Origin of the sequence: Paenibacillus terreus, from assembly GCF_042138595.1 — a bacterium.
Classification (GTDB): Bacteria; Bacillota; Bacilli; order Paenibacillales; family Paenibacillaceae; genus Paenibacillus; species Paenibacillus terreus.
The window spans coordinates 56,297-70,712 of record NZ_JBHIRX010000021.1 but is presented as its reverse complement, the minus strand read 5'-3'; the positions used below and the strand labels follow the sequence as shown (position 1 = coordinate 70,712).

Sequence of the window (14,416 nt, the reverse complement as noted above, 5' to 3'; positions counted from 1 at the left end):
AAATAAGCGGAAAACGGCGGGAGCAGCCTGCCGTTTTTCTTTAGGAGGCGCTAACAGATGATTAAACTGAAGATATCGGATAACAAGCGATATTTCGTCCATGAGGGAAAACCTTTTTTCTATTTGGCGGATACGGTCTGGAGCGCGTTTACGAACATCACGCTTGAAGAGTGGGCCTATTATTTGGATTACCGCAGAAGCCAGGGGTTCAATGTCCTGCAGATCAATTTACTGCAGCAGTGGGATGCAAGCGGCAGCGATCTCGATATCAAACCGTTTGCAGTCAACCCGGATGGCAGCTTCGACTTTCAAGCCCTGAACGAGGCTTATTTCGCCAGAGCGGAGAAGATGGTGCAAATGGCGGTGGAGCGAGGCTTCGTGCCTGCTCTGGTGCTGCTTTGGTGCAATTATATTCCCGACACCTGGGCCGGACGGCTGCGTGAGGAGAAGAAAATGCCGCTTGACGCGGTGGAGCCGTATGTGCGGTATGCTGCCGGCATCTTTTCCAAATTTCATCCGATTTATGTCATCAGCGGAGATACGGATTTTCCTTCCGAACGGGCAAATGAGTATTATCGGACCGCGCTCAGTATTGTGAAGGAGATCAGCCCGGAGTGCCTCACTACACTGCATATCCAGGGGCGGCTGGTCGAGCTGCCTGAAGCTTTTATCCATCATCCGGATTTGGATTTCTATATGTACCAGTCCGGCCATAATTCCGAATTTCAGCATATGGCCTATGATATGGCACTGGATTTTTATAACAAACCCGTGACCCGGCCGGTGCTGAACGCGGAGCCGTGTTACGAGATGATGGGGTACAGCCGCAGAGTGTATGGACGGTATACCCGTTCTGATGTCCGCAAAGCGGCCTGGCAGAGTCTGTTATCAGGCGCGGCCGCAGGGATTACTTACGGGGCGCACGGAATATGGAGCTGGCATAAGAAAGGGAAGAGCTTCGGGGTGACGGGGGAAGGCTTCGACGCTCCTTACGACTGGGCCACGGCCTTAAAGTTCGAGGGAGCCTGGGATTACGGCTTTGCCAAATGGCTGTTTGAAACATATGATCTGACCGGTCTGCAACCATGGGATATCGTTATGAATCATACCAGGGAGATTCGCGCAGCCGCGACCCCGGGATACGAAAAAGCGGCCATATATGTTCCCGTGAACACGGTGTTAAAATTAAATGCGGATCTCACGGATTACGAAATGACCATTTTCGATCTGGAAAACAGACGTATTGCCAGTGCCCTGGTATCGACGCAGGATAACATGACGGTCATGGATATGCATCCTTTTGAAGGGGATGTTCTGCTCGTTGCAGTCCGGAAATAGGAAATAGCTTCCTTCATCAAAATACTTCGATTCCACGGCTTAATTGCTGTACGAACCATCGCTGGGATATGCGGTGGTTTTTCTCCTGTTTAACATCATACAGCCGCAAAACGAACTAAACAGTATATTGCATTTATACTTTCATACCCCATGAGTTGTGAATCAGGCATAATATTAAGGGGTTATAGTATGTTTTTTAGTGAAATAAGCTAAAAAACACTAAAAAAGAGATCTAAACATTGCAACTTGACGGCAGACAGTATAAACTTCTCTTAACTGTGGTTAACTTTGTAGGAATGGAGAATTTTCATATGAAAATGGAAGATATAGCTAGAATGGCTAACGTATCCAAGTCAGCCGTCTCTCTTGCCTTTAGCGGAAAACCGGGAATTTCAGCAGATACACGGGAGCGCATTCTGCAAATTGCCCAGGAAGCAGGGTATATTCCCAAGAGCAGGGCATCGGCCAATGCAACGGCCAGAAACGATAAATCATTACTTTTCCTGGTCTGCACCAACTCAGGCATCGTGCTTGATAAATATTACCAGCAGCCTTTTTTCAAGGAGCTGATACAATTCATTGAAGAAAGATGCAGACAAAGAGGGTATGTGCTTATTTTTTCAACGGTGGACATGGAATCCTTCTATAAAGAAATCCAGACCGTTGCCGAAGAGAAGCGCAGCGACGGTGTCATTGTGCTTGGCACCAATTTGACGCGCGAGCAAATCAAATTTATTCACGACAGCCTGCCCAATCTTCTGGTGCTTGATACTTGCTTTGACACACTGCCGGTGCAATTCGTTGAAATCAATAATGTGATGGGTGCCTATCAGGCCGGCTCCTATCTTTGCGATATCGGACATACCTCCATCGGTTACATGGCTTCGGATATCCGTATTCATAATTTTGAGGAGCGTAGACGGGGATTTATGGAGGCCTTGGCGGAACAGGGAATTTCCGTTGCAGATGCGGATGTGATTTCAGTATCGCCGACGATTCTGACTTCCCAGGAAAGTTTGAAAAAGCAGCTTGGCGCCTATCTTGACAGCGGCCGCCCACTGCCAACGGCCTGGTTCTGCGAATGTGATTATATCGCCATCAGCGCCATGAAAACGATGGCGGAGCTGGGGATTCGGGTGCCGCAGGATACCTCGGTCATCGGTTTCGATAATATATCCGAATCAGTCATTGTGACGCCCGAGCTGACGACCATTCATGTGGAAAAAGAAAGAATGGCCATGCTGGCGGTGGATCAGCTGATTGAATTTATAGAAAACGGTGCGCAGGTCAAAGCCAAATTCTCCGTCGACACACGTTTTGTGGAACGTAATTCCTGCTCCGCTCCCGCTTTGGCGATGCAGGCGGCAGACAATAAGTGATTTGTACGAACCGGCAAGCTTAAGACTTTTAAGGCATCTAAGACTTCAAGGGGTGAGGAAATGCGTAAATGGTCCAACATCCGGTTTCAGACCAAGCTCTTTGTCGTGTTCATTCTATTGAGCAGCATTCCGGCGCTGCTGATTGGCACGATGGCCTACCGTAAATCCTCCATGATGCTGCAGGCCAGAAACGAGCAGGATCTGAACGTCATACTGGCCCAGCTCAACACATCCATTGAACGCCAGATCAGGGATTTTGACCGGTTTACGATGATCCCGTATTATCTGCCTGACATTTTCAGCTTTTTAAATAAACCTTATTTGGCCAAGGAGCAGTGGGGAACGGCGGAAATCCAGGCGCAGAGAACGATGGCCCGGCTCATGGGAGCTTACCCTTCCATCAACTCCTCGATCAAGGGGCTGATGATCTATGGCATGAACGGAACCGTCAACGGCTACCGAATCAGCGGGAACACGGTCATTAATCCCAGGGAAAAGGTGACGGATGAAGATTGGTACCGACAAACGCTTGCAGACCGGGGCGGTTTTGCCATTACGGGAGTGCGGGAGATCAGGCAGTTTAAAGACGGGACCTTCCCCGCCCTGATCGGCTCCCGGCTGCTGATGGACGAGGACTATCAACCGCTGGCTGTTATGGCCATCTTCATCAGTCCCGATTTTATCCCCAAATTTGTAGAGACGCTGGAGCTTCCAACGGTCAAGGTGACTGTCCTTGATCAGAACCGGGATGTCATTTATGCATCCGATCCCGCCCTTGCGGCCAGACAGCTGCCCATCGGTGCGGGAGAGCAGCAGGGCAGCTGGGAGGTGCCTGCGTCTGCCGCTCAGGGGCAGGAGGGCTACAGCGGCGTTTTTCTTGAAAGCGGTTACTTAAAGTGGAAGGTGTACCTGGGAGTCAATCGTGAGGAGCTGCTGGCTGGCAGCCGCTCCATCAGCTATTTTACTTTCCTGGTGGCGGCGGTGGCGGTGATTTGTTCAGCCGCGATTTCCTGGCTGCTGGCCAGAAAGCTGTCAAGGCCGATCAACCGCTTGATCCGCTCTATGCGTCAGGTTGAGCAGGGCAACTTCAAAGCTCCCGCCCCCGTTGGCGAAGACAACGAAATGCGGCGCCTGGAAAGCAGCTATCACAGGATGGTCAGCCGTCTCGACAAGCTGGTGCAGTCCATCGAGGAGAAGGAACGCCAGAAGCGCAACGCCGAGCTCTACGCATTGCGGGCACGAATACAGCCCCATTTTCTATATAACACGCTGAATTCCATTCGCATGCTCGCCATACTTCAGCAATCGCCTCATATTGCCAAATTGCTGCAAGCGTTAGCCAGGCTGCTGCAGGCGAATATGAAGCTGGACAGCGAACTGGTGACGCTGGATGAGGAGATTCGGCTGCTGAAGGATTATGCCGCTTTGATGGATTTGAGATATACCGGTGTTTTTACGGTGGATTGGGATATTCCGCACGAATGCTTGCATGTGTCCACTCCGCCCATGCTGCTGCAGCCGCTGCTGGAAAACGCGATCTTTCATGGAGCCAAAGGGCTGGACAGAACTCTGCACATTTCCGTTGCGGCAAGACCGGACCCGGAGAGCGGAACGCTAGTCGTTGAAATTGCGGATGACGGCACTGGTTTTGCCGGCAAAGAGCTTCCGCTGGGGGAAGAGAGCGGGGAGCAAAGGGACAGAGCCGGAGAGGGGGGCACTGATCATATCGGATTGCGCAATGTGCACGAGCGAATTCTGCTCAGGTTTGGCGAGCCGTACGGACTGTCGTTAGAGCGGAGTGAGGGACTCACGAAAGCTATTGTTAACATACCGCTGAAATCGGCAGCATCAGAGACAAGGGGGGACAGAGATGTGGAATCTGTTGGTCGTTGATGATGAGTCCATTGTGAGAATGGGACTGCGTTACATGCTGGATTGGGAAGGTCTCGGGATCTGCTGGAAGGCCGAGGCGGCTGACGGGGAAGAAGCACTGCGGATTGTGGAGCAAGAGAGCATTCACTTTGTCATGACTGACATCCGCATGCCCGGTATGGACGGGATTGAGCTGGCGCAAAAAATCAGGCACAGGAAGCCGGAGGTCCAAATTATTTTTCTGAGCAGCTATGATACTTTTTCTTATGTAAGGGAAGCCCTCCGGCTGGGAGCAGCCGATTATCTGCACAAACCGACCATGGATGAAGACGAAATTGCGAACACGATGCAGAAGGTCATCTCCCGCCTGAAATTGACCTCACATGAACCGCCACAGCGTACGGAAGAGGAAAAAAACGGGCTCTGTTTATCGCTGCTGGATCCTTTTACATTTCCGGCGGAGCCGCTTCAGCTTCTGCCCGAGCTGGCGGACGAATCCTACAAGGAAGGTTATGAACTGGCCATTATCCGCAAAAGATGCGACGCGGTTCAGGAGAATGAAGATGCGGAGCAGCTGCGCTTTCTTTCTATTTTGCACCTCGTGAGCAAGCTGGCGGCCAAGGACTGGGGAGGCCTGGTCTTTCACAGAAACTTTCGTGAAATTATTTGGATTGCGCCTGTCCGTCCCCATACCGGGAATGGCGATATGTCAAGTTATCTGAATGGCATGCGCCAGAAGGTGCTTGAGCTGTTGAACGTGCGGCTGATCTTTGCTTGCGGTCCTTCTGCCTGCAGGGATATTACCAGCCTGCCTGACGCCTACATGTCCGCGCTTTTGCGTTTTCCCCGCAACGAACAGAGCGACAGCTTTATTGTGCGCAGAGCCAAGGAATATGTGGACCGGCATTTGCTGGAGGATGTTACGCTGGCCAAGGTCGGGGAATCCATCCACGTGAGTCCGGGGTACCTGAGCAGAATTTTTCTTAAGGAAATCGGTGAAAATTTCAGCGATTACGTAATACGCAACAAAATGGAAATTGCCCAGAAAATGCTGCGCGAAACGGGCCGCAAGGTGTACGAGATCGCGGCTGATCTCGGGTATAGCAACCCCTACTACTTCAGCAAGCTGTTCAAGGACCGTACGGGGCTAACTCCTCTTGAATACCGCAATCAATAGAGGTTGTTCAAAAAGTCATCTTTTGATCACGAAGTAAATCAGGAGGCAGACTCGACATCGAATCTTGAATTCAGCCGGGACTAAGCGGATGCTTCCGAAGCATGTTTCCTGCGGAAACATTTCAGGTGCTCACGTACCTAAAGTACGCTCCTCAGTCCCTAGCTTCATCCAACTCAAGCGTTTTGAAAAAACGCACTTCGGAAGCATAAGCTTCGGTGCTGAAAACCTGACTTTTTGAACTCGCATTATAAGCATACCAAGCACAAGTCAAAAAAACGTATGATTTTGCAAAAATGATCTATTGCCGGGACCGGAAGCGTCTGCTGCATCTGCATTCACGTCAAAATCGCGTATGAAAAAGCCGATTCGCCCGCTACTTTCCCCAAGCCTTAATCATTAGAATAATGGTGCAGGAGCTTCAATGAACAGTAAAGAAAGGGGCGATCAAGAGTGATGCAGGAACTAGAGAAAGCGCCGGAAATTGAACGCTGGGGGAAATTTGAGCTTTCCCTTCCCGGCCCGCAGGACGGTAACCCTTTTACGGATGTGTCGTTTGCAGCGCGCTTCCGTCAGGGACACCGGATTGTTGAGGCAGACGGATTTTATGACGGACAAGGCTGTTACCGTGTTCGCTTTATGCCGGATACCTTGGGGAAATGGTCTTATGAGACGGTCAGTAATGTTCCTAAGTTAAATCTGGTTCAGGGCATGTTCACATGTGTTGAGCCTTCCCCGGGAAATCACGGACCTGTTGGAGTAGATCGTGAAGTCCATTTTGCTTATGCCGACGGCAAACCCTTCTTTCCCTTCGGAACGACGAGTTATGTATGGAATCACCAGGAGGAAGAGCTGCAGGAGCTTACCCTGCGCAGCCTGGCCGAAGCGGGTTCTTTTAATAAAATCCGGATGTGTGTTTTTCCGAAGCACTATGATTACAATTTGAACGAACCGGCATTGTACCCGTTTGCAGGCTCTCTTGAAGAGGGCTGGGACTTCACGGCATTTGATCCCGCCTATTGGCAGCACCTTGAACGCCGGATTGAAGATCTGCAGCAGCTTGGCATCGAGGCCGACCTCATCCTTTTCCATCCTTATGACCGGTGGGGATTTGCGGAGATGAGCCCTGAGACGGACGATTTTTATCTGCGTTATACCATTGCCCGTCTCTCGGCGTATCGCAATATCTGGTGGTCGCTGGCCAATGAGTTCGATCTGATGAAGGCCAAAACGATGCGGGACTGGGACCGGTTCTTCAGAATCATTCAAGAGCGCGATCCTTATGGTCATCTCCGCTCCATTCACAACTGGCACCATCCGGGCATCCATTACCGCAGCAACCTGCATTGGTATGACCATGGCAAGCCTTGGGTTACACATGCGAGCATCCAGCATCATGATCTTCATTTTGTTGAGGAATGGCAGGAGACCTACCGAAAGCCCATTGTTGTGGATGAATGCCGCTATGAGGGCAATCTGAATCACGGATGGGGCAACATCACGGCAGAACGGATGGTGGAATGCTTCTGGCAGGGCATGCTGAATGGTGGTTATGTGACGCATGGGGAAACTTTTCTCCATGAAGACAATATCATCTGGTGGTCACACGGAGGAACCCTGCACGGGGAGAGCCCGTCCAGAATTCAGTTTCTACGCCAAATTATTGAAGAAGGGCCACAGCTCGACCGTCTGAAGACGGATTTTCACTGGGATATAGCTGCGGGCGGAGTGGATGGCGAATATTATCTCGCTTATTTCGGCTCAAGCCGCCCGGGATTCCGGATGCTGTCGCTGCCGGAGGGCATCACGTTTACCATTGAACTGATCGATACATGGAACATGACGATGACTTCGCTGCCCGGGACCTATGAAGGAAACTGCCGCGTGGACTTGCCGGGCAAGCCTTATCAGGCACTGCGCATTCAAGCTATCAACCAACAAACGTAGGGGGGCATACATGATGAAAAAGTGGGTTGTTTTGCTGTTTAGTGTTCTGCTTGTTGTGACAAGTGCGGTGGGGTGTTCTTCGGATGCAGGGCAGAAAAGCCAGGAGGGCTCATCGTCCGGCAGCGCCAAGGTCAGCATTTCCTTCTGGACGCTGAATACGGGGTGGGCATGGCTGCAGTCGGCGGTTGAAGATTTTGAAAAAGCCAACCCGGATATTGATGTGGAGCTTACCCAATATGAGGTAGACCCGTTCAAGGAAAACCTCAAGGTAGCTGCAAGCTCAAAGACACTGCCGGATATGTGGTTTACGTGGGGCGGCACGCTGGGCTCCTTTTACCCGGAAAATGGCATGACCATGGATTTGACTCAGGTGGCGCAGGACCACAAATGGTCGGAAAAATACAATCAAACGGCGATTGATATGTCCACGTATGACGGGAAAATTTCCGGCATTCCGCTACACTTGAATGTGTTGGGCATGTGGTACCCGAAGGAGCTGTATCAAAAGCTGAATTTGCAAGCGCCTTCAACCTTTGCCGAATTTGAGTCCCAACTGCAAACGCTCAAAGATAACGGGGTTACCCCGCTGGCCTTCGGCAGCAAAGGCGGTTGGCATACGATGCGCCTGACCGAGCAGCTGCTTGAGCATTTTGCAGGGCCCGAACTGCATGATAAGCTGAACAATCTGGAGGCGTCATGGAACGATCCGGCAGTCGTAAAAACATTTGAAAAGATTAAGGAATATACGGACAAGGGTTACTTCCCGATGGGGTACTCCTCATTGGACCCAAGCGAAGCCGAGATGCTGTTCTATCAACAATCGGGGGCAATCATTAACGAAGGAACCTGGTTTGACGGCAACATTACCGAAAATGGCTTTGATCCGGCACAATTTGATGTCTTCAAATTCCCGACAGAACAAACGCCGGCCCGCGCATCCGTGTTCGTTGAAATGCTGCAGCTCAACGGAGCGTCCGACCCTGCGAAGCAGGAAGCGGCTCTCAAGCTTGGCGAGTATTTAACCAGCGTTGAAGTAGTCAATAAATTTATCGATGATTATGGTTCACCGGCCACGCTGGGCTTCACCGTTTCCGACAAGACACCACATGTTCAGCCGCTGCTTGACAGCGCGAAGGATGGCGGTTTCCTGATCACTGACCAGGCTCTTCCGCAGGAGGTCGTACAGAAGCTGTTCGAAGCGCAGGATAAAGTGGCGCTGAACGAGTGGACACCGCAGCAGGCCGCTGAAAATATGGAGAACGCCGTGTCTTCGTACAAAAGCAAACAGAAATGATGATCAGGACCTTACCGCCTGGACTGAATGGGGCAAGGCGGCAGCAGGAACTTCCTGCTGCCGCGATTGGTATGAAAGGGGGAAGATGGCGTGACAACAAGAATGCTTAAGCCATGGCTGTTCCTGCTGCCTGCTTTAATCATTTACTTAACGGTTATTTTTGTGCCGGCGGTGTATACCTTATTTCTCAGTTTCTTCAGCTGGAATGGAGTTGCGCCTCATAAAGAGTTTGTAGGGCTGGGCAACTATGCGGAACTGTTCACGCAGGATACCGTATTCCTGAGAGCGCTGAAAAACAATCTGTTCTGGATGATCGGTTCGCTGACACTGATCATGGGTGCAGGCCTGGGGCTTGCGCTGCTGCTGAACAAAAAGCTGAAGGGGCGGATCTTTTTCCGCGGCGTATTCTACTTCCCATATGTATTGTCAGGCATTGTAGTGGCCACCGGCTGGACCTGGCTCTACAACCCGACACAAGGATTTGTGAATAAAATGCTGGCATTGCTGGGACTGGAAAGCTGGCAGCACGCCTGGCTGGCAGAGCCGGATATCGCGCTGTACGCGGTATTCGTTGCGGCCATGTGGCAGGGCATCGGACAGCCCATGGTGCTTTTTCTGGCAGGGCTGCAGAGCATTCCGCAGGACCCATATGAAGCGGCTTTGATCGATGGAGCGAAACCGTATCAGTCATTTCTGTATATTACGCTGCCGCTGCTGCGCGAGACGTTTGTCATTGTGATCGCCACAACGCTGATCGCTTCCATGAAGGTGTATGACATTATTTATGGCATGACCGGCGGCGGCCCGGCCGAAAGCACTCAGGTGCTCTCGTCATGGATGTATGCTCAGACGTTCAAGTTTGCAAATATCGGCATGGGTTCGGCCATCGCCTTCATTCTTGTATTGGTTTCCATGACCATCATCATTCCTTATGTGTATTACACAACGAAGAAATCCCATGTATAACGTGCAGAAAGAGAGTGATGCAGCATGGAGGAGTTGAGAGTTCATCCGGCAGTAACCGTATTACGATACGTATTTCTGATTATTTTGGCGGCCATATTTTTGATCCCGGTCCTGTTTATCGCTTTCACCGCGCTGAAATCGAGGGCGGATCTGATGACGAGCCCGTTCTATGCGCTACCTGAAAAATTTCAGTGGGATAACTTTCTGAAGGCGTGGGACCAAGGCAAAATGAGCATGTATATGAAAAATACGCTGTTCATCTGTCTCGTCAAAGTACCTCTGGGCATTCTGATCGAAGCGCTCGCGGCGTTTGCCCTGACCAGGCTGAATTTTAAATGGAGCAATTCGATGTTCGCCTTTTTCCTGGTTGGCATGATGATCCCGATGCAGGCTACACTGGTGCCGTTGAATATATTTCTGAACAAAACCCATCTGGTCAGCACGTATCCCGGAATCTTTCTTGTCTATGTCGGCTTTGGCATTCCGTTTGGCATTCTGATTCTGCGCGGCTTCTTCCGCACCATTCCAAAGGAGCTCGACGAATCCGCCTTGATTGACGGCTGCGGGGATATGGGGAAATTTTTCAGAATTATATTGCCTTTGTCCATGCCTGCCATCGCCACGCTCATCATCTTTGACTTTATGGCGACCTGGAACGAGTTTTTGCTGGCGCAGATTTTTATCACCAAGGATACGATGAAGACCATTACAACGGGGCTGCTTGCCTTTAAAGGCGAGCATTCAACCGATTACACGCTGCTGAACGCTGGCGTTCTGATCTCCATTATTCCCACATTGTGTGTCTATCTGCTGTTCCAGAAGTATTTTGTTTCCGGCCTGGCTGGATCGGTTAAGGGCTGATGTTTGAGGTGTCACGGTTTGCTTTATCAGGGCAAAAAAGTATGTTGTTATACAGCCGAAAGGAAGTGTCCCAAAAGGTCTGATGACTTGGGGCACTTCTTTCGCATACATGGGGGGACTTCTTTCGCATGGTGGGGCACTTCTTTCGTATGTTGTGAGACGCTCCGCGAACGAAGCATTCCTGCAATCGCTGTTGACCCTTCGGGCCAAAGGCGAGCGCTGCCGCTTTTCCGGAATTGCTTCGTCCTCTCCGCTGCTCCGTACGTACCCCTGATCCTTTCAGATTTCCGCAAAAGCTCAGTTTTCTAGCCGATCCTGTGACCGCCGGAAATCTAACGGGTGTAGCAGCTGCTATTATACGAAAAAAGACCTTTTTCAATTTCTAACGGACGTGACCAACGTTATTTGTCTTAATCTAGGCGAAAATGCCCTGGTTAAGCGAAATAGGCGCCATGGCAACCGCTATAATTTGAAATCAACGTTTTTGGAGCCAATAGCGTTTGTGGCACCCAGTAGAGGCATCCGTTGGAATAGTTTTGTGGTTGAAAATTTACCATTTAAATTCGAGCCAGTTTGCTTTTGTTAGAAACCCATTTATGTCACAGCTCCTCATGTTTTTCTAGTCCAATTCTTGATCCGTCTCCTTCTCAAAAATCTGATCCTTCGGGTAGCTGGCATTCAAATGCTTCCATCCGGCAGCCGCGATAAACAGCAGACCGATGACGATTAGTGTGTAAGGCCAAATCGACCAGCCGGTATGCAGTTCAATGAATTCATAGCTGCTTCTGGTAGCAATGGCAAGCATGCCGATCAGCAGATACTTAATACAGAGCAGCAGCACACCCGAAAAGGCAACAAGACAGCCAAATACGAACTTTTTCAAGATCGAATAACCCCTTTATTGTCCATTGATGATTTCTGTCAGAGCCCTTGTTATTAGCATTCCTTCCATCATACCGTATTTTTCCTGATCGCTCACCTGCCACCGTCGGATAACCACCGATAAAACCGAAGCCAACTGATATAGCCGACAACCTTCCGAAGTAGCCAGAAGTTAACCGGTATAGCCAACAGCCTATAGAAATCCGGTATATATATTTCCATAATGGGAACACTAGTTCCTATAAAGATACAACAAATAAGGAGGCAGAAGTGAATGAACTGGAATATCGAAGCTGTGGCTAAGTTTTTTACGGAGGTCGGTTTTCCTGCTGCTTTATGCCTGATCCTGTTGAGATATGTACTGCTGACCATTGGCGGCCGATTGGACCGGCTGGATGCTTCGGTCAAGCAATTAACGCGGGTCCTGAAGCATGTGGAGCAGGAACAGAAGCAAGGGAAGAGCAGCAGAACAAGAACTCGAAAAATGTAAGGGAAAATACGGCAGAAATGAGCATTGCCCCCGCATCCGGGTAAAGGTATGATAGGGATAGGTTCAAAGCTGCTCCGGTAACGCCGGCTGGCTACAACAGAAAAGGGGTGCGGTGCTCATGATGACACCAATCAGGGTCAAAGATGTAAATGACATCGAGAAGATCAACAAGATTGTATCCAATTATACGTATGACATCTGGATTCACAGCAAGAGCGGCATGGCCGACGCCAAATCAATCCTGGGTATGTATGTCCTTAAGCTGGATGAGCCTCTGACGCTGGTCGTGCCGGACAATGTGAACCCCAAGAAGCTTTTCAAGGAGCTTGAGGAATTCATTCATTTTGAAAATCAAGATTAAATGAGCTGTTTGAAGCGGCGGTGCAGTCCAGCACCGCTTTTGATTTGCGGTACCATCAGATTTGCGCATACATAGCTCAGACCGAAGCAGAAAAACAGCTTTTTATTCTAACAGTTTTTTTGTGAAAACGTTTGCTGTCATCAGGGAGGAATAACAACCGTGCAGAGTACATCGAAGGGGATCAAAAGGATTACCGTATTTTCAATTACATGGCCTATTTTTGTAGAGTCTTTGTTTCATATCATGATGGGCACAGTCGATACCTTTATGCTGAGCCATATTTCGGACAATGTCGTGTCGGCCGTCGGCATATCGCGGCAGCTGATCGAGTTTTGCATCATTATGTTCAACCTTCTGGGCCTGGGCGTCGGTGTCATTATTGCCCAGCTTCTCGGGGGAAAAAAGGAGCTGCAGGCGAGTCAGGTTACCGCATCGGCGATTACTGTCAACCTGATTGCAGGGCTGGTGATCAGCACTCTTTTTATCGTATTTCATAATGTGCTGCTGTCCTTTTATCACCCGACACCCGAAGTCAGCAGACATGCGGAAATTTATATGCAGCTGGCAGGCGGATCGCTGTTCCTGGAGGCCGTCATTCTGACAATCGGCCCTGTTGTCCGCGCCCATGGTTACACACGGGATACGATGATTGTGGGCATCGGTATGAATATCATCCACATCGTGGGCAACGCTCTGCTCATTTACGGCTTCTTTGGGCTCCCTGCGCTGGGTGTGCTGGGGGCGGGCATTTCCACGCTGGTTAGCCGCCTGATCGCGTGTGTCTGGATTTTTGCATTGCTGTATAAAAGGATCGGCGTGCCCATCAAGCTGAAATATTATGTTCAAATGCGTTGGCTTGAGCTTCGCGCCATGCTGACCATCGGTGTGCCTGCCGGACTGGAATGGATGTCTTATCATCTCAGCCAGATGATGGTAACCCGAATTGTAACCTCCATGGGGGATATTCCGCTGGCGACCCATATTTATGTGAATTCGATTGTTTATTATTTCATGATTTTCGGCATGGCAATCGGAGACGGGACGGAGATCGTCGTTGCCCGCATGATCGGGGCGCGGGAACAGGAAAAGGCGTATCACCAGCTGCTGCGCAGCTTAAAATGGGCGTTCATCATTACTATTGGCGTTATTGTACCGGTGTCTTACTTTGGCGATCATGTCATGTCGGTCTTCACGGATAATCCGGTCATTATTGCGACAGGGGCCAGTGTGCTGCTGTTTTGTATCCTCCTGGAGCCGGGAAGGGTGTTTAACCATGTGGTTATCAACTCGCTGCGTGCGGCCGGGGATGTGCGCTTCCCGCTCATGATGGCCGGCATTTCCATGTGGGGCATCAAGGTTCCGCTCGCCTATCTGCTGGGCATCTACTTTAATATGGGCTTGATCGGGGTATGGATCGCCCATGCAGCGGACGAGTGGGTGCGGGGCGTGTTTCATTATTTCCGCTGGACGGGACGCAAGTGGCAGGGCAAAACGCTGCTTCCTCCCCAGGACAGGGTTCAGGAGTCGATGTGAAGGCTGTCCGCAGCCATTGGATGATATGTATTGGGCGGCCTGACCGCCAAGAACAACTTGAACATAGTAAAAATCACAGCGAACTGGCATGCAAAATTGCCAGATTCGCTTTTTTTAATGTGCCACACTTTTCAGGCTGCGAATAAGCAAATCAACACGCCGCAGGCATGAACGCGCTGCGGCGTGTTGACAAAGAAGGACAGGATTTCTTGCGAAGACAGGGGCGATTGCTCAATATGCAGCTTCTCCGTTACACGGGCGAAGTGCAGTTCTTTGGCAGCAGCCAAGCAATAACGAAGGTGACGAAGCTCCATTTGTT

General features: G+C 50.4%; 13 protein-coding genes. 11 read left to right on the top strand and 2 right to left on the bottom strand.

Features of this window, described 5'->3' with window-relative positions; all coding sequences use genetic code 11:
• Positions 1 to 57 precede the first annotated feature (57 nt).
• From ACE5KN_RS26760 to ACE5KN_RS26725, 8 genes are all read left to right on the top strand, one after another.
• Complete coding sequence (locus ACE5KN_RS26760) at positions 58 to 1,338, top strand: glycoside hydrolase family 140 protein (RefSeq protein ID WP_375527654.1); 1,281 nt, start codon at positions 58 to 60, stop codon at positions 1,336 to 1,338.
• Between the two features lie 311 nt (positions 1,339 to 1,649).
• Positions 1,650 to 2,717: a LacI family DNA-binding transcriptional regulator gene (locus tag ACE5KN_RS26755; RefSeq protein ID WP_375527653.1), complete on the top strand. Its 1,068-nt coding sequence runs from the start codon at positions 1,650 to 1,652 to the stop codon at positions 2,715 to 2,717.
• Positions 2,718 to 2,777: 60 nt separating this feature from the next.
• The gene (locus ACE5KN_RS26750) at positions 2,778 to 4,610 is read left to right on the top strand and encodes a cache domain-containing sensor histidine kinase (protein ID WP_375527652.1); all 1,833 of its coding nucleotides are present in this window, start codon (positions 2,778 to 2,780) and stop codon (positions 4,608 to 4,610) included.
• Entirely contained in the window at positions 4,588 to 5,766 is a 1,179-nt protein-coding gene (locus ACE5KN_RS26745; RefSeq protein ID WP_375527651.1) for a response regulator transcription factor, read from the top strand. Before ACE5KN_RS26750 ends, ACE5KN_RS26745 begins: the two co-directional genes overlap by 23 nt.
• 453 nt (positions 5,767 to 6,219) lie before the next feature.
• On the top strand, positions 6,220 to 7,710 hold the full coding sequence (locus tag ACE5KN_RS26740) for a DUF5605 domain-containing protein (protein WP_375527667.1): 1,491 nt from the start codon (positions 6,220 to 6,222) through the stop codon (positions 7,708 to 7,710).
• A gap of 13 nt (positions 7,711 to 7,723) precedes the next feature.
• Entirely contained in the window at positions 7,724 to 9,004 is a 1,281-nt protein-coding gene (locus ACE5KN_RS26735) for an ABC transporter substrate-binding protein (protein WP_375527666.1), read from the top strand.
• Between the two features lie 90 nt (positions 9,005 to 9,094).
• Positions 9,095 to 9,970 (top strand): carbohydrate ABC transporter permease, encoded by an 876-nt coding sequence (locus tag ACE5KN_RS26730; protein ID WP_375527650.1) that lies wholly within the window; start codon positions 9,095 to 9,097, stop codon positions 9,968 to 9,970.
• Between the two features lie 24 nt (positions 9,971 to 9,994).
• On the top strand, positions 9,995 to 10,831 hold the full coding sequence (locus tag ACE5KN_RS26725; protein WP_375527649.1) for a carbohydrate ABC transporter permease: 837 nt from the start codon (positions 9,995 to 9,997) through the stop codon (positions 10,829 to 10,831).
• 619 nt (positions 10,832 to 11,450) lie between these two features.
• On the opposite strand, the gene ACE5KN_RS26720 is transcribed toward ACE5KN_RS26725, so the two are convergent.
• On the bottom strand, positions 11,451 to 11,714 hold the full coding sequence (locus tag ACE5KN_RS26720; protein WP_375527648.1) for a hypothetical protein: 264 nt from the start codon (positions 11,712 to 11,714) through the stop codon (positions 11,451 to 11,453).
• Positions 11,715 to 11,987: 273 nt separating this feature from the next.
• On the opposite strand from ACE5KN_RS26720, the gene ACE5KN_RS26715 reads away from it, so the two are divergent.
• From ACE5KN_RS26715 to ACE5KN_RS26705, 3 genes are all read left to right on the top strand, one after another.
• Complete coding sequence (locus ACE5KN_RS26715) at positions 11,988 to 12,203, top strand: hypothetical protein (protein ID WP_375527647.1); 216 nt, start codon at positions 11,988 to 11,990, stop codon at positions 12,201 to 12,203.
• A gap of 118 nt (positions 12,204 to 12,321) precedes the next feature.
• Positions 12,322 to 12,564, top strand: coding sequence for an HPr family phosphocarrier protein (locus ACE5KN_RS26710; protein ID WP_375527646.1), 243 nt, complete (start codon positions 12,322 to 12,324; stop codon positions 12,562 to 12,564).
• A gap of 159 nt (positions 12,565 to 12,723) precedes the next feature.
• On the top strand, positions 12,724 to 14,097 hold the full coding sequence (locus tag ACE5KN_RS26705) for an MATE family efflux transporter (RefSeq protein ID WP_375527645.1): 1,374 nt from the start codon (positions 12,724 to 12,726) through the stop codon (positions 14,095 to 14,097).
• 131 nt (positions 14,098 to 14,228) lie between these two features.
• On the opposite strand, the gene ACE5KN_RS31140 is transcribed toward ACE5KN_RS26705, so the two are convergent.
• On the bottom strand, positions 14,229 to 14,411 hold the full coding sequence (locus tag ACE5KN_RS31140) for a hypothetical protein (protein ID WP_445993929.1): 183 nt from the start codon (positions 14,409 to 14,411) through the stop codon (positions 14,229 to 14,231).
• Between the last annotated feature and the right edge of the window lie 5 nt (positions 14,412 to 14,416).

Bases quoted from the DNA above. Each gene is read 5' to 3' on its own strand.
- ACE5KN_RS26760 (WP_375527654.1), top strand. From the start codon at position 58: ATGATTAAACTGAAGATATCGGATAACAAGCGATATTTCGTCCATGAG.
- ACE5KN_RS26755 (WP_375527653.1), top strand. From the start codon at position 1,650: ATGAAAATGGAAGATATAGCTAGAATGGCTAACGTATCCAAGTCAGCC.
- ACE5KN_RS26750 (WP_375527652.1), top strand. From the start codon at position 2,778: ATGCGTAAATGGTCCAACATCCGGTTTCAGACCAAGCTCTTTGTCGTG.
- ACE5KN_RS26745 (WP_375527651.1), top strand. From the start codon at position 4,588: ATGTGGAATCTGTTGGTCGTTGATGATGAGTCCATTGTGAGAATGGGA.
- ACE5KN_RS26740 (WP_375527667.1), top strand. From the start codon at position 6,220: ATGCAGGAACTAGAGAAAGCGCCGGAAATTGAACGCTGGGGGAAATTT.
- ACE5KN_RS26735 (WP_375527666.1), top strand. From the start codon at position 7,724: ATGAAAAAGTGGGTTGTTTTGCTGTTTAGTGTTCTGCTTGTTGTGACA.
- ACE5KN_RS26725 (WP_375527649.1), top strand. From the start codon at position 9,995: ATGGAGGAGTTGAGAGTTCATCCGGCAGTAACCGTATTACGATACGTA.
- ACE5KN_RS26715 (WP_375527647.1), top strand. From the start codon at position 11,988: ATGAACTGGAATATCGAAGCTGTGGCTAAGTTTTTTACGGAGGTCGGT.
- ACE5KN_RS26710 (WP_375527646.1), top strand. From the start codon at position 12,322: ATGATGACACCAATCAGGGTCAAAGATGTAAATGACATCGAGAAGATC.
- ACE5KN_RS31140 (WP_445993929.1), bottom strand. From the start codon at position 14,411: ATGGAGCTTCGTCACCTTCGTTATTGCTTGGCTGCTGCCAAAGAACTG.